The sequence below is a fragment of the Brevundimonas sp. TWP2-3-4b1 genome (assembly GCF_049897665.1).
Lineage (GTDB): Bacteria > Pseudomonadota > Alphaproteobacteria > Caulobacterales > Caulobacteraceae > Brevundimonas > Brevundimonas subvibrioides_B.
Map to the genome: position 1 here is coordinate 1 of NZ_JAFCWQ010000017.1, position 19,914 is coordinate 19,914.

Annotated in this window: 22 protein-coding genes and 2 tRNA genes; 6 read left to right on the forward strand and 18 right to left on the reverse strand. The window is 66.6% G+C overall.

Features of this window, described 5'->3' with window-relative positions; all coding sequences use genetic code 11:
* The first annotated feature begins 297 nt into the window (after window positions 1-297).
* Window positions 298-927, forward strand: coding sequence for a hypothetical protein (locus tag ACP7A5_RS12665; RefSeq protein ID WP_426042250.1), 630 nt, complete (start codon window positions 298-300; stop codon window positions 925-927).
* Window positions 928-1,145: 218 nt separating this feature from the next.
* On the opposite strand, the gene ACP7A5_RS12670 is transcribed toward ACP7A5_RS12665, so the two are convergent.
* The 4 genes from ACP7A5_RS12670 to ACP7A5_RS12685 form a co-directional block, all read right to left on the reverse strand.
* Window positions 1,146-1,220, reverse strand: a tRNA-Glu gene (locus ACP7A5_RS12670).
* Window positions 1,221-1,280: 60 nt separating this feature from the next.
* Complete coding sequence (gene recJ, locus ACP7A5_RS12675) at window positions 1,281-3,113, reverse strand: single-stranded-DNA-specific exonuclease RecJ (RefSeq protein WP_426042251.1); 1,833 nt, start codon at window positions 3,111-3,113, stop codon at window positions 1,281-1,283.
* A complete protein-coding gene (gene glpX, locus ACP7A5_RS12680) occupies window positions 3,113-4,069 on the reverse strand; it encodes a class II fructose-bisphosphatase (protein WP_426042252.1) in 957 nt (318 codons plus the stop codon). The genes recJ and glpX overlap by 1 nt, the downstream gene beginning before the upstream one ends.
* Window positions 4,070-4,131: 62 nt before the next feature.
* Complete coding sequence (locus ACP7A5_RS12685) at window positions 4,132-4,551, reverse strand: hypothetical protein (RefSeq protein WP_426042253.1); 420 nt, start codon at window positions 4,549-4,551, stop codon at window positions 4,132-4,134.
* 120 nt (window positions 4,552-4,671) lie between these two features.
* On the opposite strand from ACP7A5_RS12685, the gene phaC reads away from it, so the two are divergent.
* Window positions 4,672-6,651 (forward strand): class I poly(R)-hydroxyalkanoic acid synthase, encoded by a 1,980-nt coding sequence (gene phaC, locus ACP7A5_RS12690; protein WP_426042254.1) that lies wholly within the window; start codon window positions 4,672-4,674, stop codon window positions 6,649-6,651.
* Window positions 6,648-7,022 (forward strand): hypothetical protein, encoded by a 375-nt coding sequence (locus ACP7A5_RS12695; RefSeq protein ID WP_426042255.1) that lies wholly within the window; start codon window positions 6,648-6,650, stop codon window positions 7,020-7,022. The genes phaC and ACP7A5_RS12695 overlap by 4 nt, the downstream gene beginning before the upstream one ends.
* On the opposite strand, the gene msrB is transcribed toward ACP7A5_RS12695, so the two are convergent.
* The 5 genes from msrB to ACP7A5_RS12720 all read right to left on the reverse strand — a co-directional run bounded on the left by msrB (window position 7,009) and on the right by ACP7A5_RS12720 (window position 11,201).
* Entirely contained in the window at window positions 7,009-7,512 is a 504-nt protein-coding gene (gene msrB / locus ACP7A5_RS12700) for a peptide-methionine (R)-S-oxide reductase MsrB (protein WP_426042256.1), read from the reverse strand. The two genes, ACP7A5_RS12695 and msrB, sit on opposite strands and share 14 nt — an antisense overlap.
* A gap of 259 nt (window positions 7,513-7,771) precedes the next feature.
* On the reverse strand, window positions 7,772-8,710 hold the full coding sequence (gene argC / locus ACP7A5_RS12705) for an N-acetyl-gamma-glutamyl-phosphate reductase (RefSeq protein WP_426042257.1): 939 nt from the start codon (window positions 8,708-8,710) through the stop codon (window positions 7,772-7,774).
* Between the two features lie 235 nt (window positions 8,711-8,945).
* Window positions 8,946-9,446 (reverse strand): 30S ribosomal protein S9, encoded by a 501-nt coding sequence (gene rpsI, locus ACP7A5_RS12710; RefSeq protein WP_426042258.1) that lies wholly within the window; start codon window positions 9,444-9,446, stop codon window positions 8,946-8,948.
* A gap of 2 nt (window positions 9,447-9,448) precedes the next feature.
* Window positions 9,449-9,925, reverse strand: coding sequence for a 50S ribosomal protein L13 (rplM, locus tag ACP7A5_RS12715; RefSeq protein WP_426042259.1), 477 nt, complete (start codon window positions 9,923-9,925; stop codon window positions 9,449-9,451).
* A 184-nt stretch (window positions 9,926-10,109) separates the two neighbouring features.
* Complete coding sequence (locus ACP7A5_RS12720) at window positions 10,110-11,201, reverse strand: COX15/CtaA family protein (RefSeq protein ID WP_426042260.1); 1,092 nt, start codon at window positions 11,199-11,201, stop codon at window positions 10,110-10,112.
* A gap of 93 nt (window positions 11,202-11,294) precedes the next feature.
* Between ACP7A5_RS12720 and ACP7A5_RS12725 the strand changes: the two genes are divergently transcribed.
* Complete coding sequence (locus ACP7A5_RS12725; RefSeq protein ID WP_426042261.1) at window positions 11,295-11,600, forward strand: transglycosylase; 306 nt, start codon at window positions 11,295-11,297, stop codon at window positions 11,598-11,600.
* Window positions 11,600-11,812: a DUF2842 domain-containing protein gene (locus tag ACP7A5_RS12730; protein WP_426042262.1), complete on the forward strand. Its 213-nt coding sequence runs from the start codon at window positions 11,600-11,602 to the stop codon at window positions 11,810-11,812. Before ACP7A5_RS12725 ends, ACP7A5_RS12730 begins: the two co-directional genes overlap by 1 nt.
* 176 nt (window positions 11,813-11,988) lie before the next feature.
* Here ACP7A5_RS12730 and ACP7A5_RS12735 read toward each other — a convergent pair.
* The 7 genes from ACP7A5_RS12735 to ACP7A5_RS12765 all read right to left on the reverse strand — a co-directional run bounded on the left by ACP7A5_RS12735 (window position 11,989) and on the right by ACP7A5_RS12765 (window position 16,160).
* A tRNA-Pro gene (locus tag ACP7A5_RS12735) sits at window positions 11,989-12,065 on the reverse strand.
* 73 nt (window positions 12,066-12,138) lie between these two features.
* Window positions 12,139-12,567, reverse strand: coding sequence for a MerR family transcriptional regulator (locus ACP7A5_RS12740; RefSeq protein WP_426042263.1), 429 nt, complete (start codon window positions 12,565-12,567; stop codon window positions 12,139-12,141).
* On the reverse strand, window positions 12,567-12,869 hold the full coding sequence (locus tag ACP7A5_RS12745; protein WP_426042264.1) for an integration host factor subunit alpha: 303 nt from the start codon (window positions 12,867-12,869) through the stop codon (window positions 12,567-12,569). Before ACP7A5_RS12745 ends, ACP7A5_RS12740 begins: the two co-directional genes overlap by 1 nt.
* Before the next feature lie 83 nt (window positions 12,870-12,952).
* On the reverse strand, window positions 12,953-13,930 hold the full coding sequence (locus tag ACP7A5_RS12750) for a beta-ketoacyl-ACP synthase III (RefSeq protein WP_426042265.1): 978 nt from the start codon (window positions 13,928-13,930) through the stop codon (window positions 12,953-12,955).
* Entirely contained in the window at window positions 13,927-15,003 is a 1,077-nt protein-coding gene (gene plsX / locus ACP7A5_RS12755) for a phosphate acyltransferase PlsX (RefSeq protein WP_426042266.1), read from the reverse strand. The genes ACP7A5_RS12750 and plsX overlap by 4 nt, the downstream gene beginning before the upstream one ends.
* 96 nt (window positions 15,004-15,099) lie before the next feature.
* Window positions 15,100-15,624: a YceD family protein gene (locus tag ACP7A5_RS12760; RefSeq protein ID WP_426042267.1), complete on the reverse strand. Its 525-nt coding sequence runs from the start codon at window positions 15,622-15,624 to the stop codon at window positions 15,100-15,102.
* Window positions 15,621-16,160, reverse strand: coding sequence for a ubiquinol-cytochrome C chaperone family protein (locus ACP7A5_RS12765; RefSeq protein WP_426042268.1), 540 nt, complete (start codon window positions 16,158-16,160; stop codon window positions 15,621-15,623). The genes ACP7A5_RS12760 and ACP7A5_RS12765 overlap by 4 nt, the downstream gene beginning before the upstream one ends.
* Before the next feature lie 91 nt (window positions 16,161-16,251).
* Between ACP7A5_RS12765 and ACP7A5_RS12770 the strand changes: the two genes are divergently transcribed.
* Window positions 16,252-16,731 (forward strand): outer membrane protein assembly factor BamE, encoded by a 480-nt coding sequence (locus tag ACP7A5_RS12770; RefSeq protein ID WP_426042269.1) that lies wholly within the window; start codon window positions 16,252-16,254, stop codon window positions 16,729-16,731.
* Between the two features lie 272 nt (window positions 16,732-17,003).
* Here ACP7A5_RS12770 and ACP7A5_RS12775 read toward each other — a convergent pair whose 3' ends face one another.
* Both ACP7A5_RS12775 and ACP7A5_RS12780 read right to left on the reverse strand, forming a co-directional pair.
* Window positions 17,004-19,151 (reverse strand): sodium-translocating pyrophosphatase, encoded by a 2,148-nt coding sequence (locus ACP7A5_RS12775; protein WP_426042270.1) that lies wholly within the window; start codon window positions 19,149-19,151, stop codon window positions 17,004-17,006.
* Window positions 19,152-19,392: 241 nt separating this feature from the next.
* Window positions 19,393-19,821, reverse strand: coding sequence for a hypothetical protein (locus tag ACP7A5_RS12780; protein WP_425991600.1), 429 nt, complete (start codon window positions 19,819-19,821; stop codon window positions 19,393-19,395).
* Window positions 19,822-19,914 lie beyond the last annotated feature (93 nt).

Sequence of the window (19,914 nt, forward strand, 5' to 3'; positions counted from 1 at the left end):
TGTTGCGGTCATCGACGGTCGCCTGCAGGCGCTTACGATCGGTCGGGCTCAGATGCACGGTGACGCCTGTACGCATCCCGCAGACTCGCACGACGCCACGCCCCGGGGAATCCCACCTCGGACTCTTATGTCCCGATCATTCCACTAGCGTGGAGTGCCTGTCTGGCTTAACCATTGTGACATGGTTCCATCTGTTGCTGTCCCCGTGTTCTTTACGCTTGCTTTCGGAGGGGGGGTGGCGGCGACGCTTGGTTAGGTCTGTGGGGCGGCTTAATCGGTGCTGTCTTTGGTGCCGGGGTGTCGGGCGCGATCTCGTTTAACATTCAGAAGCGAGAACACGAGCGCGCTGACGCGCTGAGGAAGGCCGATCTCCTGCTAAAGCAGAAGTCGATTGCTCACCGACTCATCGTCAAACTACTTGGCATCTACTCAGACCTTGTGAAACTTCAGGAGCATTTGAAAGATGAGTTTCGCAAGCAGAGCGACAATCTATCGGCAGAGCCGTGGTCCTTTGTTATCCCAATGTTTGTAAGCCACGGACCAATAGAGTTCGACGGAGAGGAGACGGCGTTATACCTCGATCTAGAGATGAACGAGGCCTTCAATATAGCCGGAGCCTTGCCAAGAATACACAAGAACCTCTTCGACATCATGCGCGCATACGGCGAAAAACGTGAGCAGCTAAGGCTCATGCTTCCTGCGGATTGCTTTACAAGCAAGGGGCTCCGGATGACCGAAGAGCAGTCCCATCAGACAGCGCCGCTCCGGATGGAAATGAACAACCTGATTACGTGGGCCTTCGGCTCAATCGACCGCGACGTTCAAGACGCTAAAGCGGCTCTCCAGAGCACAGCTGCCGATATGACCAAGGCTCTTGGACTGAAGATGAACCTCTCCCTCGACGACGAGGTCGGACTGGCGGCATAGCGGGTGGCGAACCTGGACAATCGTCTGTCTCGATAGAGCGGGGTCTATTCGCAGACATGAGGGGAGTGGGTCAGAGGGAAAAAATCCACGCATGGTGAGTGCATTGGCGGACCCTGCGCCAGTTGGATACTCATCATGTGGTGGATATGGGCGCCAAAAAAGGCGCACCAACCTGGCACCCCTAGAGATGCTAAGCCTTTGAAAAGACTGGCCCCGCGTGGCAGTCCCTAGGGGAGTCGAACCCCTCTTTTCAGGTTGAAAACCTGACGTCCTAACCGATAGACGAAGGGACCGCGGCGCGGGGAAGCGGCGATATAGCGGGCGATTTCGGGGGGCGCAAGCGCCGTTTCGAACTAACTAGCCATCCGCGGATCAGCGATGTCCTCGATCTCGAACTGCACACCCTTGCGACCGTTCCAGTCGTCCGCCTTCAGACGACCAACGACGCTCAGACCGCCCTGCCCTGCCAACAGCGCGCGGCCGGTCGGCAGGTCGGCGCAGCGCCAGGCGATGGCCTTGACCGAGGCGCCGTCCGCCCCGACGAGGCGACAGCGCACATGGCCGCCGTTCATCTGCACCGGCTCGCGGGCCTGGACGCCGTGCAGGGCGAACAAGGGTTCGGGGTTGGCGGGGCCGAAAGGCGCCAGCCGTTCGAAATCCTCGAACAGGGCGCGAGACGCGGCGCCCGGCTCGATCAGGGCGTCGACCTCGACCCAGTCCAGCGCGTCGGCGTCGGCCTGTTCGCCGGCCATGGCCGCGTTCAGGAAATCTCTCAGGGCGTCGATCCCGTCCGGCCGCATCGTCAACCCCGCCGCCATCGCGTGCCCCCCGCCGGCCAGCAGCAGGCCTTCGCGCCAGGCCGCCTGGATGGCGCGACCCAGGTTCATGCCCGGCTGCGAACGGCCGGAGCCCTTTGCGACCTTGCCGACCGCATCGACGCCGATGACGATCACCGGCTTCCTCCAGCGCTCGCGCAGCCGTCCCGCGACGATGCCGACGACGCCGGGGTGCCAGTCGTCGCCGGAGACCACGACCACGGCCGAGCCGTCGGCGTGCTGGCCGGTGGCCTCGACGCGGCGGGTAGCGGTCTCGGTGACCTCGCGTTCGACCTCGCGTCGGGCGATGTTCAGCGCGTCCAGCTCTTCGGCCAGAGCCCGGGCTTCCAGAGGGTCGTCGGTCGAGAGCAGCCGGGCGCCGAGATCGGCCCGACCGATTCGCCCGCCTGCGTTGATGCGCGGCCCGAGGATGAAGCCGGCGTGATTCGACTTCGCGGGGCCGGGTTCGGCGCCCGCGACAGCCAGCAGGGCCTTGAGCCCCGGATTGCCCCAGCTCGACATGACCTTCAGGCCCAGGCCGGTCAGGGCGCGATTGAAGCCGGTCAGGCCGGTGACGTCGCAGATGGCGCCGAGCGCGGCGAGATCCAGCCACTGTCGGATGTCGGGCTCTGCCCGGTCGGCGAACAGGCCCTGTTGGCGCGCCTCGCGATTCAGGGCGGCCAGAAGGACGAAGACCACCCCTGCCGCCGCCAGATTGCCCTGGCCTGATGCGTCGCCCGGTCGATTCGGGTTCACCACGGCCAGACACTGCGGCGGCTCCTCGCGCATCATGTGGTGGTCGATGACCACGACCTTGAGCCCGACGGCGCAGGCGTGGGCGATAGCCTCGTTGGCTGCCGCGCCGCAGTCCACGGTAATGACCAGATCGGCGCCCGACGCCTTCAGCCGGTCAAAGGCCAGCGGGCTCGGCCCGTAGCCTTCGGTCAGCCGGTCCGGCACATAGAGGGGCAGGTCAGCCCCCAGGGACCGGAACCAGCGCACCAGCAGGGCCGCGCTGGAGGCGCCGTCGACATCATAGTCGGCGAAGACGTGGATGCTCTCGCCCGCCTGGAGGGCGGCGACGATGGCCGCGGCGGCCGCGTCCATGTCCATGAAGGACGACGGATTGGGGAACAGCCGTTTCAGCGTCGGCTCGAGAAAGTCCGCGCCCTGATCCGCCAGGACGCCTCGAGCGGCGAGCGCCCTGGCCAGCGGTTCGGACAGGCCCAGCCCCTGCATATGCGCGCGGACGACCGAAGCCTCGGCTGGCCTTTGCCGCCAGGCCCGCCCGGACAGCGAGCGCGAGACATCGAGGAACCCCGGCGCCCATCCCTCTTTATGAGGGCCGGATGCGGGGGCTCCATCCGCCATCAGAGGGGGCGCGTGGTGTGGATGCGCCGCACGGTGCAGGTCGAGGAATCCATGACCAGGGTGTGGGTGGTGACGAAGCCCTGCCCCATCTTCACCCCGTCCAGCATGGCGCCCTTGGTCACGCCGGTGGCGGCGAAGACGGCGTCCTTCGACACCAGTTCATGCAGGTCGTATTTGCGGTCGAAATCGGTGACGCCGGTGCGTTCGGCGCGGGCGCGCTCGTCGTCGTTGCGGAACAGCAGTCGGCCCTGGAAGTGACCGCCGACGCATTTCAGCGCCGAGGCGGCCAGCACGCCCTCGGGCGCTCCGCCGGAGCCGAGATAGAGGTCGATGCCCGTTTCCGGCTCGGCCGTGTGGATGACGCCCGCCACATCGCCGTCGGTGATCAGCATGACCCGAGCCCCGACTTCACGAAGCGCCGCGATCAGGGCCTCGTGGCGCGGACGGTCCATGACGCAGACGGTGATGTCTTGCGGCCGCACGCCCTTGGCGGAAGCCAGAGAACGGACATTGTCGCCCGGCTTCATGTCCAGATCGACGGTGCCCGGCGCATAGCCCGGGCCGATGGCGATCTTGTCCATATAGGTGTCGGGCGCATGCAGCATGCCGCCGCCGGCCGACATCGACAGAACCGTCAGGGCGTTGGCCATGGCCTTGGCCGTCAGGGTGGTGCCTTCCAGAGGGTCCAGGGCGATATCGATCTTGGGGCCTATGCCGGTGCCGACCTTCTCGCCGATGTAGAGCATCGGGGCTTCGTCGCGCTCGCCCTCGCCGATGACGATCTTGCCGTCGATGTCGAGGCTGTTCAGCGCCGTGCGCATGGCGTCAACCGCCAGCTGGTCGGCCTGTTTCTCGTCGCCGCGGCCGATCTGGGCCCAGGACGCGATGGCCGCCAGTTCGGTGACCATGGCGGCGTCGGCAGCGAGGGTCGAGGCGAAGGGGGCCGTGTCAGCCATGTCGAATGCTCCTGAGGAAGGATGATCCCCGGATTCTCTCGACCGGGCGATAGGGACGAAAATCAGCGGGGCGCCGGGCCCCTGTCCACGGGCGGCGGAGCGGTTCCGCGCTGGCGCGTGCGGGCGGCGAAGGCCTCGACCTCCGCCTGGGTCTCGGCGGTGACCGGGGCCACGGCCTGGGCGTCGATACGGCTGTTGACCTCATTGGCGAAGGCGACCGGGTCGCCCAGCTGCCAGTCGATCCGCGCGGCTTCGGCGGCCAGGTCCGTGCCGCTGCCGCGCAGGCTGTTCACGCGCGCGGCCACCTCCACGGGTTCCGGCAGGGGATCGGTCGAACGCGGAAAATCCTCCCAGCGGGGATAGGCGCGGTTGGCGTCCACCAGGGCCTGAACTCGGGGCGCGAGGGGCGAGGCCTCGTCCGTTTGGGGGTCGAACGCGGTCGCGCATCCGCCCAGGGCCGTGATGGCCGAAGCGAGCAGCAAGCCGCCGGATATCTTTTTCGCCTGACGCGCGTTCATTTCGGGTCCGGTCTAGGCCATGATCGCGACAGGCGGAAGGGCGGAGCATACGTCCGACGTCCCAGCGGAGGCGCGCGGATACCCATGGCCAGGACCCCCAGGACCCCGCCCGAGCCCCTGCCCGTCGCCAGGGCGCCGCGGAAATCGGGCCGCCCGACCTCGGCCAAACCGCGTGCGCCGCGTGCGAAGACGGCGACGGTCGAGATGGCCCCGCCGCCGGAACCCCGGGTCGAGGCCCAGGTTGAAGCGCCCCAGGCCGCCTCGTCGCCCCCGGCCGACACTCCGTTCGCCTTCCCCGGCGCCGACCAGCGCGAAATGCTGGAGGCCCTGTCGCTGAACCTGGCCAGGGCGGCGATGACGGCGCAATCGGCGATCGCCGAGGCGGCCCTGTCACAGGCGGATCGCCCCGCCGCGCTGTCGCCCGACCCGTTCAACGTCGGCCCGGCGATGAATTCGGTGATGACCAGCCTCGCCTCGCGCCCGGACAAGCTGTTCGCGGCCCAGGCCGATCTGTTCAATCGCTATATGGACCTGTGGGCCACCTCGACTCGTCGCGCGGCCGGGGAAGAGCCCCCTGCCCCCTCGAAAGACAAGCGGTTCAAGGACCCGGCCTGGTCCGAGAATCCGATGTTCGACATGATGCGCCAGTCCTATCTGGTCACTTCAGACTGGATGAACGGCCTGGTCTCGTCGGTCGAGGACGTCGATCCGCGGACCAAGCGGCGGGCCGAGTTCTTCACCAAACTGCTGACCGACGCCTTCTCTCCGTCGAACTTCCTCGCCTCCAACCCGGTCGCCCTGAAGGCCATGGCCGAGACAAACGGCGAATCGCTGGTCAAGGGGATGCAGAATTTCGCGGCCGACCTCGAACGCGGCATGGGCAAGCTGAAGATCAGCCAGGCCGACTACGGCAAGTTCGTCGTCGGAGAGAACGTCGCCACCGCCCCGGGCCAGGTCGTCTGGCGGGACGAGCTGTTCGAGCTGATCCAGTTCGATGCGGCCACGGAGACGCAGCACGCCGTCCCGCTGCTTATCTTCCCGCCGTGGATCAACAAATTCTACATCATGGACCTGCAGCCGGAGAACTCGCTGATCCGCTGGCTGTCGGCCCAGGGCTTCACCGTCTTCGTCTGCTCCTGGGTCAATCCCGACAAGGACAAGGCCGGGTTTGGCTTCGACGAGTATCTGGAAAAGGGCATCTATCGCGCCGTCGAGAAGACGCTCGAGCAGACGGGTTCGAAGACGGTGAACACCGTCGGCTACTGCATCGGCGGGACGCTTATGGGGGCGGCGCTGGCGCATATGGCCGCCAGGAAGGACGGGCGTGTCGCCGCCACCACATTCTTCGCCGCCCAGCACGACTTCGCCGAGGCCGGCGACCTCTTGCTGTTCACCGACGAGCACTGGCTGGCCCAGGTCGAGGAGCAGATGGACGCAGCAGGCGGCGTCCTGCCCGGCGCGGCCATGGCGGAGACCTTCAACGCCCTTCGCGCCAACGACCTGATCTGGTCGTTCTTCGTCAGCAACTACCTGATGGGCAAATCGCCTGCCGCGTTCGACCTGCTGTTCTGGAACGCCGACCAGACCCGCATGCCCAAAAAGCTGCACCTCGACTATCTGCGGTCGATGTACGGCCAGAACCTGTTGTCGAAGGGCGAGTTCACGATCGGCGGCATCAAGGTCGACCTGTCGAAGGTGACGATCCCGCTCTATTTCCAGGCCAGCCGCGAGGACCATATCGCGCCCATGAACTCGGTCTATCGCTCGGCCAAGGCCTTCTCGAACGCCGCTGTGACCCTGACGCTGGCGGGGTCCGGCCATATCGCCGGAGTGATCAATCCGCCCAGCGCGAACAAGTACCAGCACTGGACCAACGCCGCCCTGCCCGGGACTCTCGCCGAATGGCAGGCGGCGGCGGTAGAGCATCCCGGCAGCTGGTGGAATCACTGGGCCGCCTGGCTGGCCGACAAGTCCGGCGACATGATCCCGGCGCGTGATCCGAACAAGGGGCCGCTGAAGCCCATCGAGCCGGCCCCCGGCTCCTATGTGAAAGTGAAGTCTTGAAGCGTCTCGAACCGAACTTCCTGCTCGCCGTCTCGACCCTGATCGCCCTGACCCTGCTGATCGCGACCGGCGCCCTGTTCGGCGCGCCGGGAGGGGCGATCAAATATCCGGTCATCGCCGTGATCTGCGTCATCGCCTTCGTGATCGGCAACGGCATGATGGCCCGGCGCCTGGGCCGGGTGACGCCGCCGATGATCAATCTCGACACGCCCGCGACCGCCGCCTGGGCCGGCGGCTTCCCGGTCGTGGTCATGCTGTTCGCCGCCATCCCGATGATCTGGAGCGGCCACGACTACGGCCTGCTGGTCATCATCGCCTCGGTCATGGCCGGGGTGACGATCGAGTCGGCGCTGAAGGTCAGGCGGGCCTGAAGGTCAGGGCGACGCCGTTGTTGCAATAGCGTTTGCCCGTCGGACGCGGGCCGTCGTCGAAGACGTGACCCTGATGCCCCAGGCAACGGGCGCAGTGATACTCCGTCCGGGGGATGCCGATGGCGAGATCGGTCTTGGTCCCCAGCGCGCCGTTGATCGGGGCGTAGAAGCTGGGCCAGCCGGTGCCGCTGTCAAACTTGGTCCGCGACTCAAACAACGGCAGATCGCAGCCCCGGCAGACGAAGGTCCCGGCCCGATGCTCGTCGTTCAGCGGGCTGGTGAACGGCCGTTCGGTCGCCTCGTGGCGCAGGACGTCATAGCTCAGGCCCGGCAAGCGCGCACGCCACTGGGCGTCGGTCACGCGGCGGAACGGCGAGTTGGCGTACTGCGCCACGGAGGCATCGGCCTCGCCCGAGGTGCAGGACGCCAGGGCGGTCGCGGCGGCGCCGAGCAGCAGGGTCCGGCGTGAGGTCGTGAGAACGTGGGTCATGATCCCTTATACGTCGGGATGACGACCGAGGTTTCAAGCCGCCCTTTCGTCATCCTCCGGCAAGCCGCTCTTGCGGCGCAGACCGGGGGACCCATCGTCATCCTCCGGCCGATCGGAGATCGGACCGGGGGAGGCGCCGAAGGCGATCTGTTCAGGCGCGATGTTGACGCGGGAAGTTCGCGACAGGTTCGCGCTCCCGCGCGCCGCTGGGTCCTCCGGTCGCTTCGCGCCGGAGGATGACGAACGAAAGGACGCGATATCAGCTCAGCCCCGTCGCCTCGTCCAGACCCAGCATCAGATTGAGGTTCTGCACCGCCGCGCCCGATGCGCCCTTGCCGAGATTGTCCAGCAGGGCGACCAGCCGGGCCTGCGCGCCGTCGCGATGGCCGAAGACGTGCAGACGCATCCTGTTGGTGCCGTTCAGCGCCTCGGGATCCAGGCCCGTCATCGCCTCGGTATCATCCAGCCCGGCGACCTCGACGAAGCGGCAGCCGTCATAGGCCTCGACCAGGGCGCCGTGCAGACGGTCGATCGACGGCGTCTCGGGCAGGGCCGAGAGCTGCAGCGGCACCTCGACCAGCATCCCCTGCCGATAGGCGCCGACGGCCGGGGCGAACAGGACGTCGTGCTTCAGGCCCGAATGTTTCGTCATCTCCGGCACATGTTTGTGCTGCAGCGACAGGCCATAGGCGCGGAAGGCGTGGGTCGTGCCGCCCTGTTCAAACTCGGCAATCATTGATTTTCCACCGCCGGAATAGCCGGACACGGCATTGACCGTCAGCGGCCAGTCGGCGGGCACCAGCCCGGCCCTCACCAGCGGCCGCATCAGGCCGATGAAGCCGGTCGGATAGCAGCCGGGGTTCGACACCCGGCGCGAACCGATGATCTGGCCGCGCTGGATGGCGTCCATCTCGGCGAAGCCATAGGTCCAGCCCGTGGCGGTGCGGAAGGCGGTCGAGGCGTCGATGACCCGCGTCGTCGTGTTCTCGATCATGGCCACGGCTTCCCTGGCCGCCTCGTCGGGCAGGCACAGGATCACGGCGTCGGCGGCGTTCAGCGCCTCGGCGCGCGCGGCCGGGTCCTTGCGCCGGTCGCCCGCCAGGGAGATGAACTCCAGGTCCGCACGGCCTTCCAGCCGCTGACGGATCTCCAGCCCCGTAGTCCCGGCCTCGCCGTCGATGAAGATCGTGTGGGTCATCTGACTGTCCTGATCCTTCTCCCCTTGCGGGAGAAGGTGGCCCGCGCAGCGGGTCGGATGAGGGGTCACGCGGACCCGGAAATCACCGGCACTTGAAGCCTCACGGACAATGGGTGCGACCCCTCATCCGTCAGGCTTCGCCTGCCACATTCTCCCGCAAGGGGAGAAGGAAGACAAAGAAAAGGCGCCCCGGGTTTCCCCGGAGCGCCTTTGTAATCCCACTCGCAGTTGCGAGTTAGCGCTTCGAGAACTGGAACGAACGGCGAGCCTTGGCGCGGCCGTACTTCTTGCGCTCGACGACGCGGCTGTCGCGGGTCAGGAAGCCGTGCGGCTTCAGGACCGGGCGCAGGGCCGGCTCGTAGTGCGTCAGGGCGTGCGACAGACCGTGGCGGATGGCGCCGGCCTGGCCGGACAGGCCCGAACCCTCGACAGTGCAGACCACGTCAAACTCGGTCTCGCGACCGCACACGACCAGCGGCTGGGCGATCATCATGCGCAGGATTTCGCGGGCGAAATACTGCAGTTGATCCTTGCCGTTGATGGTGAACTTGCCGGTGCCGGGCATGACCCAGACGCGGGCGATGGCGTTCTTGCGCTTGCCGGTCGAATAGGCGCGACCCTGGGCGTCGACCTTGCGGACATAGACCGGAGCAGAGTTGTCGTAGCCGTTGTCCGAGGTTGCGAGACCCTTGAGGGCGTCGAAGCCGGTGGCCGTGTCTTCAGTGACGTCGGTCATGCTCAGATGCTCCGGGTGTTCTTGGCCGAACGGCCGGCGAAGTCGATGGTCTCGGGCTTCTGGGCGTCGTGCTCGTGGGCCGAGCCGGCGAACAGACGCAGGTGGGTCATCTGACCACGCGCCAGCGGGCTTTCCTTGGGCATCATCCGCTCGACGGCCTTCTCGAGCACGCGCTCGGGGAAGCGGCCGTTCAGGACCTTCTGCGGGGTCGTCGACTTGACGCCGCCCGGGTGGCCGGTGTGGCGATAGTAGATCTTGTCGGTCAGCTTCTTGCCGGTGAACACGACCTTGTCGACGTTGGTCACGACGACATAGTCGCCCGAGTCGACGTGGGGGGTGTAGGTCGGCAGGTGCTTGCCACGCAGGCGCATGGCGATGAAGGTCGCGAGACGGCCCACGACGACGCCTTCAGCGTCGATGTGAATCCACTTCCTCTCGACCTCGGACGGCTTCAAGGCAGCCGTGGTGCTCTTCAGCATGAGGTGGTTCCTGAAATAGGAGGCGAAACGGGGTCGCTCCGGACGGGCCGAAGCGAGCGAAGGCGCGCTAGTAGGGGAAACATCCACAGGCGTCAATGCCGGCTCGCGCGCACAACATGCTCTATAGCGCTGTTCTTAAACGTCTTTTCTGTAACGGTATTAAAATACCGCACTATTTGACGGCCTACAGGCGGGGCCCGGACATGAAAAGCCGGGGTTGCGAGCGTCGGACCAGCCAGAGATTGGCCGTCGCCAGGGCCAGAACGACCGCCGCCCCCGCCTGATGCAGCCCACCCAGCCATAGCGGCACGGCGTGGATCAGGGTCACGATCCCCAGCGTCGCCTGAAGCCACAGGGCTGCGGCCACCGCGAAGGCGGCCAGACCCAGCCCCTCGGCCAGCCGCCAGCGCCAGGCCTGAACGGCGTAGATGGTGCCGCCGATCAGCAGGCCATAGGCGAAGACCCGGTGATTGAACTGGACCAGGGCCTGGTCATGCAGGAAGGCCAGACCGCCGAGACCCCAGTCGACAGGCGCCAGGACATCGCAGTTCATCAGCGGCCAGTCGGTGTAGATGAAGCCGGCCTTGGCCCCTGCGACGAGACCGCCCAGCAGGCATTGAATGAAGATCGCGCCCAGCAGGATGGCGGCACCCCGGCTCCAGCCTGCGGGCGAACGCGAATGTTCCTCGCCCGACCAGGCCTCCAGCCCCGTCCAGATCAGGCCGGCGAAAATGACCAGCGCCAGCCCCAGGTGGGTGGCCAGCCGCTCGGGGGCGACATCGACCCGTTCAGACAGACCCGAAGACACCATCCACCAGCCGATCAGCCCCTGAAGCCCGCCCAGAAGCAGCAGGACCGCGCAGCGCCAGATCAACCGCGTCGGCATGGCCATCCGGCCGAGGAAGCCCCGCCCGGACAGCAGACGGAACGACAGGAAGGCGAAGAACGGCACGGCGAACACCACGCCGACCAGCCGCCCGACGAGCCGGTGGAACCACTCCCACCAGAAGATGCCCTGGAACTCCCCCAGCGACATGCCGGCATTGATCTGGGCGTACTGCGGGATCGCCTTGTATTTCTCGAAGGCCTGGGCCCAGTCGGCGGCCGACATCGGCGGCAGGGCGCCCATGATCGGCTTCCACTCGGTGATCGACAGGCCTGAGCCCGTCAGTCGGGTGATCCCCCCGATGACCACCATGGCGAACACCATGGCGGCGCAGACGAACAGCCAGATGGCGACGGCTCTCGATTGGTCCCGACTTCTGAAACGGCTCATTCGACGCCTGACGCTCCAACGGATACAGTGTCGCTAATCGCGGCGACCGGGGCGGTATGCCCCTGGATCGTGGCGAGATCAAAGTCCGAAGTCATGACGCAGGGTCGCATGCCGACCTGCCTGGAGCCCCCCGTTTTGGAATCACTGCTGGAATACGCCGATATCGTCGTCGCCGTTGTTGGGGCGTTCGTCCTCGCCTGGATCGCCGATCTGCTGACAGGGCGGCGGGGGCTGTTCGCCGCCTCGCTGGTGGCCCTGACCGGCGCGGCCTGCGGCTGGTTCCTGGCGGTGCGCGTCTTCGGGGTCTCGACGATGGACGAGTTCGGCTGGGTCCTGTGGTCGGGCGCAGGCACGGTCTTGGGTCTGGTCACCTACTATCTGTTCCGGAACACCCGCTGATGGGGCTGCGCGCACGTCGGGCGATCGCCTCGGTCGGCATTCTCGCCTTCCTCGTCCTCTATGTGTGGGGGGTCATCGCCATCGGCGCCCATGTGCCGGATCATCCGGTCGTGACCCTGCTCTTCTACGGTCTGGCCGGAACGCTGTGGGGCGTGCCGTTGCTGCCGTTGATGTCCTGGGCCGAGGGCAAGCCGTTCCTGAAGAAGCGGTAGAAGCGCGCCACCCAAACCCACTCAAGCAGTGAGCGATCCCGCGGCGAGCGATAGCGCACCAGGAATGCGCTCAAGCAGCGAGCCGCCGCGCGGTGAGCGATAGCGCCTCAAAGATGCAAAAAGGGGCCGCTCGAAAGCGGCCCCTCTTAGCCGACTCATTTTCCTGAAAAGGAAGATGGTCGGAGCGACAGGATTCGAACCTGCGACCCCTTGACCCCCAGTCAAGTGCGCTACCAGGCTGCGCCACGCTCCGAGAGGCCGGTCCTATAGCGGGGGGTTGGCGTCGCCGCAAACGAGAAAACGCGTCACGCGTTCGATCGGCGGGTTCAACCCGCCAGAACGGCGTCCAGCCGGGCCCGGGCGCCCTCCAGATCGGCGAGAATCCCACGCAATTCGCGCTCGGACCGCCCCGAGGTCGAGGACACTGGTTCGGTCGACGGCGCAGGCGCGGCTCCGGGCTGGGCATCCATGCTGAAGGCCGCATCCGCATCGCCATAGGCTGCCAGACGGGCAAGACCCTGTTCCTGGTGCAGGCGCTGCACGCCCTTGATGGTCAGGCCCTCTTCGTGCAGCAGCCGACGGATCGCCTTCAGCACCACGATGTCATGAGGGCGATAGAATCGCCGCCCGCCGGCGCGTTTGACAGGCGTCACGAACGGGAACTTGGTCTCCCAGAACCGCAGGACGTGCTGTGGCGCGCCCACCGCCTCCGCGGCCTCCGAAATCGTTCGGAAGGCGTTGGGGCTCTTGGCCATCAGGCGCCGGCGCCGTGGACGCGGGACTTCATGATCTGTGAGGCGCGGAAGCTGATCACACGGCGCGGATTGATCGCCGCCGGCTCGCCCGTCTTGGGATTGCGCCCCATGCGCGCGCGCTTCTCGCGCACCTGAAAGACGCCGAAACCCGACAATTTCACCGTCTCGCCCTGTTCCAGGCTTTCGACGATGAGCTCGAGCGTGCGCTCGACCATGCTGGAACATTCCTGCCGCGACAGGCCGACCTCTTCATGAACCGCTTCGCACAGGTCCGCGCGGGTCAAGGTTTGTAGTTCGCCCAAGGTTCATCCCCTTTGATCCCGACATACCATAGAAGGCGAAAAGCGGGCGAAGTCAAAGGACACCGGGCGATTGTAGCCCGAAGTTACAGCCGGAAAGCGCAGGCGCCCCAGGTCAGGCCCCCGCCCATGGCCTCCAGCAGCAACAGATCGCCCTTCTTGATGCGCCCGTCCTGAATGGCGGCGTCCAGCGCCAGCGGGATGGAGGCGGCCGAGGTGTTGGCGTGCATGGCGACCGTGGAGATCACCTTGTGCTCATCCAGGCCCAACCGGTCGCCCACGCCCTTGATGATTCGCTGATTGGCCTGGTGCGGCACGAACCAGTCGACCTCGGCCACGGTGATATTGGAGGCGGCGCAGGCGGCGGTGATGGCCTCGGCGATGTTCACCACGGCGTGGCGGAACACCTGGTTGCCTGCCATCCGCAGATGACCGACCGTCCCTGTGCTGGACGGACCGCCGTCGACATAGAGCAGATCGGTCTTGGTCCCGTCCGAGCGCAGGGCGAAGCCGAGCAGGCCCTGATCGGCGCTGGTCCCCTGCCCCTCGCGCGGCTCGACCACCACAGCCCCGGCCCCGTCGCCGAACAGGACGCAGGTCGTCCGGTCGGTCCAGTCCATCAGCCGGGTCATCTCCTCGGCGCCGATGACCAGGGCGCATTTGGCCAGGCCGCGCGCGACGAAGCCGTCAGCCACGCTCAGGGCATAGACGAAGCCCGAACAGACGGCCTGGACGTCGAAGGCGATGCACACGGGCGCGCCGATCTTCCTCTGAACGATCGAGGCGGTCGCCGGGAAGGTCATGTCCGGCGTCGTGGTGGCGACGATGATCATGTCCACGTCGGCGGCGGTCCTGCCTGCGTCGGCGAGCGCCCGCCTTGCGGCTTCGGCCGCCAGGTCGCTGGTCGGCTGATCGTCACGGGCCTGATGGCGTTGCCGGATGCCGGTGCGCTCGAGAATCCATTCGTCCGAGGTGTCGACGAACTTCGAAAGATCGGCGTTGGTGACGACCTTTTCCGGAAGGAAGGAACCGACGCCGGTGACGGCGCTGCGGATGACGCTCACGAAACGCTCTCTTGGGACTGGGTTTGGGGGGCCGCCGGGGCATGAAGCACATCGCCCAGTCGACCCAGATTGGCGCCGACGGTCTGCATATAGTCACTGCGGGCCAGATCGACAGCGATGCGGATGGCGTTGCCGAATCCCTTGGCGTCGGCGCCGCCGTGGCTCTTCACCACGATACCGTTCAGCCCCAGCAAAGGGCCGCCGTTGATGGCGCTGGGGTCGATCTTCTGGGCCATGGCCTTCAACGCGGGCATGGCGATGAAGGCTCCGGCCTTGGCCTGGAGACTGGAGGTCAGGGCCTCCTTGAGCAGGGCCGAGATGAACCGCGCCACGCCCTCTGCGGTCTTCAGGGCGATATTGCCGGTGAAACCGTCGGTGACGACCACATCGACCGTGCCCTTGGCGATGTCGTCGCCCTCGACGAAACCCTGATAGTTCAGGCCCAGGCCACCCTCGCGCAGGATCCGGGACGCCTCGCGCACCTCTTCGTGGCCCTTCATGTCCTCGGACCCGACGTTCAGGATGCCGATGGTCGGCCGTGCCGTGCCGTGCACGGCGGTGTGGAAGGCCTCGCCCATGATGGCGAACTCTACCAGTTGTTCGGCGTCGCTCTCGATATTGGCTCCGACGTCCAGGACGGCCGTGACGCCACGCTGGGTCGGCCAGCTGGCCACGATCGCCGGCCGCTCAAGGCCCGGCGCCGCCATGCGCAGGATCAGTTTGGAGATGGCCATCAGGGCGCCGGTGTTGCCGGCGGAAACGACAGCGCCCGCCTCGCCCGACTTTACCGCCTCGATGGCGTTCCACAGGCTGGAGCCCTTGCCGCGCCGCATCGCCTGGGCCGGCTTTTCGTCGGAGGCGATCTTCTTGTCCGTATGGCGGATGTCGCAGAGGTCGGAGGTCAGGTTGAACTTCGCCAGCTCGGCGACGATCGCCGGCTCATCGCCGTGCAGCAGGAAGCGGACGTCCTGCCCGCCGTGACGCCGGATGTAGTCGCGTATTCCGCCTACGACGACGGGCGGGCCATGGTCGCCGCCCATGGCGTCGAGCGATATAAGCGTGGGGGTTGGCAAGGGGTCGGAAACTCCGGTGCGTCGTCGTTGCGGCGCTTTCTGCTGGTCTCAAGGATACCGCCGCGCCGTGCGGATGCAAACCGCGCGGACGTTACGTCAAGATTTTCCGTCGTGGTCCCTGGCCTTGAACGCCTTGAGCACCGCGAAAGGCGAGATCTCGGCGGGCTCTTCCGGCTGGACGAACTCGGCGCCCGGCTTGCGCGGGAACGGGTCCAGCGTCAGGGCCAGTTGCTCGACGGCGTACTGGCCGAGGTCGATTCGGCTGTCCTCGATCACATCGGGCGCGTCGTCGTCCAGCGTCACCTCGATCTCGTCCGGCTCCGGCTCGGCCGCTTCGACCAGATCGACGGAGAATCGCTCATCGACCTGAACCGGCAGCGGGTCCAGCGTGATGCCGCAGACCTGCTCCAGCGTCGCCGTGACCCGGCCCGTCAGGATCCAGCCGACATGGCTGGGCGTGATCTTCAGATCGGCCTGGAACGCGGACAGCGACCCCAGATCCAGCGCCTTGATGATGCGCTTCCGCGCCGCCTCATCCGGGACCAGGCGGCGTTCCAGCCCGGCGCCGATCTCGTTGACCCGCACCACCTCGCTGAAGGGCAGTCGATGCTCCGGGTTCATGCCTTGATCTCCGGCCAGACCGGCGCGGCCAGCACCGTGTCGATCGATTGTTCCGCCAGCCCTCCACGCGCCGCCAGGGCATAGGCCGCCAGTCCGGTCGCCCGCCCGGCATCTTCTGTCGCATAGACGTTGCGCGCCAGACCGCCGGACAGCTCAGGCGCGTCGCCGGCCCGCAGCGCCGTCTCGTAGGCGGTCATCCGGCCGTACAGCGCCTCGCCGAGGCGCCGCATCTTCTTGGCCATGGTCACATCGTTCACGCCCAGCTCGCGCAGCGCGTTGTCCAGGGCGGAGACATAGACGTCGAACAGGTTCTGCGCCGCTTCGGCGCCCCGTTCAGCCTCTGCGCCCGTCTCGTCACGCAGGCGCAGAATCAGCAGCAGCACGTGCAGGGTGTAGAGCTCGAAGCGGGCATCGATCTCGTCGGTCACGCCCAGGGTGGTGTAGAATCCCGGATCGCGGGCCTGCTCTACGGCCGCCGTGTACAACGGCAGGCCCATGCGCTCGGCGGATCGGGTTCGGAACAGGTTCTTCAGCATCGGTAGACGGCCCCTTTTCCGCCGCGCCGTTGAACTAGGCGTCAGGTCCGGTTAGGTCAAAGACCTTGTTTCGTCCCAGGCGCTCGTCTCCATGAATAAAGTCGTCGTTCGTCTCGCCGTTCTGGTCGCCCTCGCGCCGCTTGCGGTCGCCTGCGCCCCCGTCGTGGGTAACCACGGCTTCCAGGTCATCGACGTCAATCCCAAGGACATCGTCATCGGGACCGACACCAAGTCGACCGTCCTGGCCCAGCTCGGTTCGCCCTCGGCGGTTTCGACGTTCGAGGACAACATCTGGTATTACATCTCCCAGACGACGGAGCGATACACCTACAACCGCCCGCAGGTGTCCCAGCGCAGCGTCACCGCCATCACCTTCAACGAGGCCGACGACAAGGTTGCCGAGGTCCGCAACCTCAACCTCGAAGACGGCCAGCAGATCGCCATGGAGCGCCGCGAGACGCCCACGCGCGGTCGCCAGCTGACCATCCTGGAACAACTGCTCGGCAACGTCGGCCGCGGCCAGCTGCCCCGCACGGACGAGGACGTCCCGGGTCAACGGCGCCCGGACTAACATCTCGTCCTTCTCCCCTTGCGGGAGAAGGAGATCGCGCACGGCGGCGAAGCCGTCGTTCTCGCGCGGTCGGATGAGGGGTCACGCCGACGGCTGATCTTGCCGAACGGACAACTTACATCCGCCGTGAGCGTGATCCCTCATCCGTCTCGCTTCGCGAGCCACCTCCTCCCGCAGGGGGAGAAGGGAAAAACAAAACGCCCCGGAGATCGATTTCCGGGGCGTTCTGTCTTGTCATCCCGGAAGCGGCAAAGCCGCTATCCGGGACGCGATCAGCCCACGTTCCCGCTCGCCAGCACCGCCAGCAGCAGCAGGGCCACGATGTTGGTGATCTTGATCATCGGGTTCACCGCCGGGCCGGACGTGTCCTTGTAGGGATCGCCGACCGTGTCGCCGGTGACCGCGGCCTTGTGGGCCTCGGAGCCCTTGCCGTGGACGACGCCGTTCTTGTCGGTGAAGCCCTCTTCAATGACCTTCTTGGCGTTGTCCCAGGCGCCGCCGCCCGAGGTCATCGAGATGGCCACGAACAGGCCGGTCACGATCACACCCATCAGCATGGCGCCCAGCGAGGCGAAGGCGTTGGCCTTGTCCGAGATGAACAGGATCGCCGTGAACAGGACGATCGGCGACAGCACCGGCAACAGTGACGGCACGATCATCTCGCGGATCGCCGCCTTCGTCAGGATGTCGACGGCCCGGCCGTACTCCGGCTTGACCTCATAGGTCATGATGCCGGGGTTCTCGCGGAACTGGCGACGGACTTCTTCGACAACGGCTTCGGCCGCCCGGCCCACGGCCATCATCGACATGCCGCCGAACAGGAAGGGCAGCAGCCCCCCGAACAGCAGGCCGACGACGACATAGGGGTTGGTCAGGTCGAAGGCGACCACGCCCATGTTGGCGAAGAACGGGTACTCCGCCGGGTTGGCGGCGAAATACTGCAGGTCCGAGGTGTAGGCGGCGAACAGCACCAGCGCGCCGAGGCCCGCCGAACCGATCGCATAGCCCTTGGTCACGGCCTTGGTGGTGTTGCCCACGGCGTCCAGGGCGTCGGTGACGTGACGCACATCGGCCGGAAGGCCCGCCATCTCGGCGATGCCGCCGGCGTTGTCGGTCACGGGACCGAAGGCGTCGAGCGCCACGATCATCCCGGCCACGCCCAGCATCGTCGTGGTGGCGATGGCGATGCCGAACAGACCGGCCAGCTGGAAGCTGGCGATGATGCCGACGATGATGACCAGCGCAGGCAGGGCGGTGGACTCCAGCGACACGGCCAGACCCTGGATGACGTTGGTGCCGTGGCCCGAGACCGAGGCGTTGGCCACCGACCGCACCGGACGGAAGTTCGAGCCGGTGTAGTATTCGGTGATCACCACGATGGCCGCGGTGACAGCGAGACCCACCATGCCGGCCCAGAACAGGGCCATAGGCTCGATCTGCAGACCGCTGGTCGTGACGACCGGTCCGGTGACCAGGGTCGTGATGACCCAGTAGACCGCGCCGACCGACAGGACGCCGGTGACGATCAGACCCTGATACAGGGCCCCCATGATGTTGTTGGACTTGCCGAGGCGCACGAAGAACGAGCCGATGATCGAGGTCACGATACAGATGCCGCAGATGGCCAGCGGCAGCAGCATCATCACGTCCACATAGGGCTGGCCGCGGAAGAAGATCGCCGCAAGCACCATGGTGGCGACCGTGGTCACCGCATAGGTCTCGAACAGGTCGGCGGCCATGCCGGCGCAGTCGCCGACATTGTCACCGACGTTGTCGGCGATGGTCGCGGCGTTGCGGGGATCATCCTCGGGAATGCCGGCCTCGACCTTGCCCACCATGTCGCCGCCCACGTCGGCGCCCTTGGTGAAGATGCCGCCGCCCAGACGCGCGAAGATCGAGATCAGCGAGGCCCCGAAGCCCAGGGCGACCAGGCCGTCGATGACCTCGCGGCCGGTCGATTCCAGCCCCAGCACCTCGGTCAGCACCCCGTAGTAGCCGGCCACGCCCAGCAGGGCTCCGCCCGCCACGAACATGCCGGTGATGGCGCCCGATCGGAAGGCCAGGTCCAGTCCTTTGGACAGGCTCTGCGACGCCGCATGCGCCGTGCGCACATTGGCGCGAACCGAGATCAGCATGCCGGCGAACCCGGCCAGGCCCGACAGGACGGCGCCGATCACGAAGCCGATGGCGGCGTACTGGCCGATCAGCAGATAGGCGATGATCAGGATGACCACGCCGACCATGGCGATGGTGGTGTACTGGCGCTTCAGATAGGCCGAGGCCCCTTCCTGAATGGCGGCTGCGATCTCTCGCATCTTGTCGTTGCCGGTTTCGGCCTTCATCAGACTGGCGGTCTGGACGAGCCCGTAGAGGACCCCCAGCGCGCCGGCGGCTATCACTAGCCACAGAACATTGGTCATTGGCGTTTCCATACCTAAAGCATTAGGCGCGCGGACCCTTGGCGCGGCGGGCCTTTTGGCCTCTGTCCGCCTTCCGGTCCCCCCGTGCGCAGTCTCGACGCAGTAGCGCGTCCCTCGGGAATTGCCCGGGAAGCTTACAACTGCGTCGGAACGACGCAACCGGCGTTTTTCAGGAACAGGCGGGGCAGGATTCACGGCCTCCGCGGAACCGGGCTGCGAGTCTTCCTTGGCCGATCCTGGTCTAGGTGGGCCTGACGCCTGTGCGGCGACGCGGCGCCTGCAGGGCGACCTGGATGCTGGCGATCGAACCGGCGCCGGAAATCGACGGCGCAATACGCATCATCGCGGCGCACAGCGCCGGGGCGTCGACCTGGGTCCAGTCATCGGCCAGCACGAACGGCGTCCGGTGCGCGGCGCGGACCAGGGCGTCCCGGAAATAGGGCTCCTTGGCCCGCATCTGCTCTGCGGTGAAACCGCCGCCAAGCGTCAGGCTGATGGTCACAAAGACATAGTTGCGGATACGCCCGCCCGCGATGATCGGCAGACCGACGCCCGCGATGTTCGAGGTGACCGCACCGGACGAGGCCGGGGCCTCCGACGCCGAAGCGGCGCTGGCGGCGGTTCCGGCCAGGGCCAGGGTTCCGAGGGCGAAGAGGTCTCTACGGCGCATGAGAGCCTTATCGCGCGGATCGATTAGGATTCCGTTGCTTCGCTCCGGCCCCTGTCATCCCGGCCGGAGCAGAGCGGAGAGCCGGGGACCGTT

Bases quoted from the DNA above. Each gene is read 5' to 3' on its own strand.
- ACP7A5_RS12770 (WP_426042269.1), top strand. From the start codon at position 16,252: ATGAATAAAGTCGTCGTTCGTCTCGCCGTTCTGGTCGCCCTCGCGCCG.
- phaC (WP_426042254.1), top strand. From the start codon at position 4,672: ATGGCCAGGACCCCCAGGACCCCGCCCGAGCCCCTGCCCGTCGCCAGG.
- ACP7A5_RS12725 (WP_426042261.1), top strand. From the start codon at position 11,295: ATGACGCAGGGTCGCATGCCGACCTGCCTGGAGCCCCCCGTTTTGGAA.
- glpX (WP_426042252.1), bottom strand. From the start codon at position 4,069: ATGGCTGACACGGCCCCCTTCGCCTCGACCCTCGCTGCCGACGCCGCC.
- ACP7A5_RS12775 (WP_426042270.1), bottom strand. From the start codon at position 19,151: ATGACCAATGTTCTGTGGCTAGTGATAGCCGCCGGCGCGCTGGGGGTC.
- msrB (WP_426042256.1), bottom strand. From the start codon at position 7,512: ATGACCCACGTTCTCACGACCTCACGCCGGACCCTGCTGCTCGGCGCC.
- rplM (WP_426042259.1), bottom strand. From the start codon at position 9,925: ATGCTGAAGAGCACCACGGCTGCCTTGAAGCCGTCCGAGGTCGAGAGG.
- rpsI (WP_426042258.1), bottom strand. From the start codon at position 9,446: ATGACCGACGTCACTGAAGACACGGCCACCGGCTTCGACGCCCTCAAG.
- ACP7A5_RS12740 (WP_426042263.1), bottom strand. From the start codon at position 12,567: ATGGCCAAGAGCCCCAACGCCTTCCGAACGATTTCGGAGGCCGCGGAG.
- ACP7A5_RS12730 (WP_426042262.1), top strand. From the start codon at position 11,600: ATGGGGCTGCGCGCACGTCGGGCGATCGCCTCGGTCGGCATTCTCGCC.
- ACP7A5_RS12720 (WP_426042260.1), bottom strand. From the start codon at position 11,201: ATGAGCCGTTTCAGAAGTCGGGACCAATCGAGAGCCGTCGCCATCTGG.
- ACP7A5_RS12760 (WP_426042267.1), bottom strand. From the start codon at position 15,624: ATGAACCCGGAGCATCGACTGCCCTTCAGCGAGGTGGTGCGGGTCAAC.
- argC (WP_426042257.1), bottom strand. From the start codon at position 8,710: ATGACCCACACGATCTTCATCGACGGCGAGGCCGGGACTACGGGGCTG.
- ACP7A5_RS12780 (WP_425991600.1), bottom strand. From the start codon at position 19,821: ATGCGCCGTAGAGACCTCTTCGCCCTCGGAACCCTGGCCCTGGCCGGA.
- recJ (WP_426042251.1), bottom strand. From the start codon at position 3,113: ATGGCGGATGGAGCCCCCGCATCCGGCCCTCATAAAGAGGGATGGGCG.
- ACP7A5_RS12765 (WP_426042268.1), bottom strand. From the start codon at position 16,160: ATGCTGAAGAACCTGTTCCGAACCCGATCCGCCGAGCGCATGGGCCTG.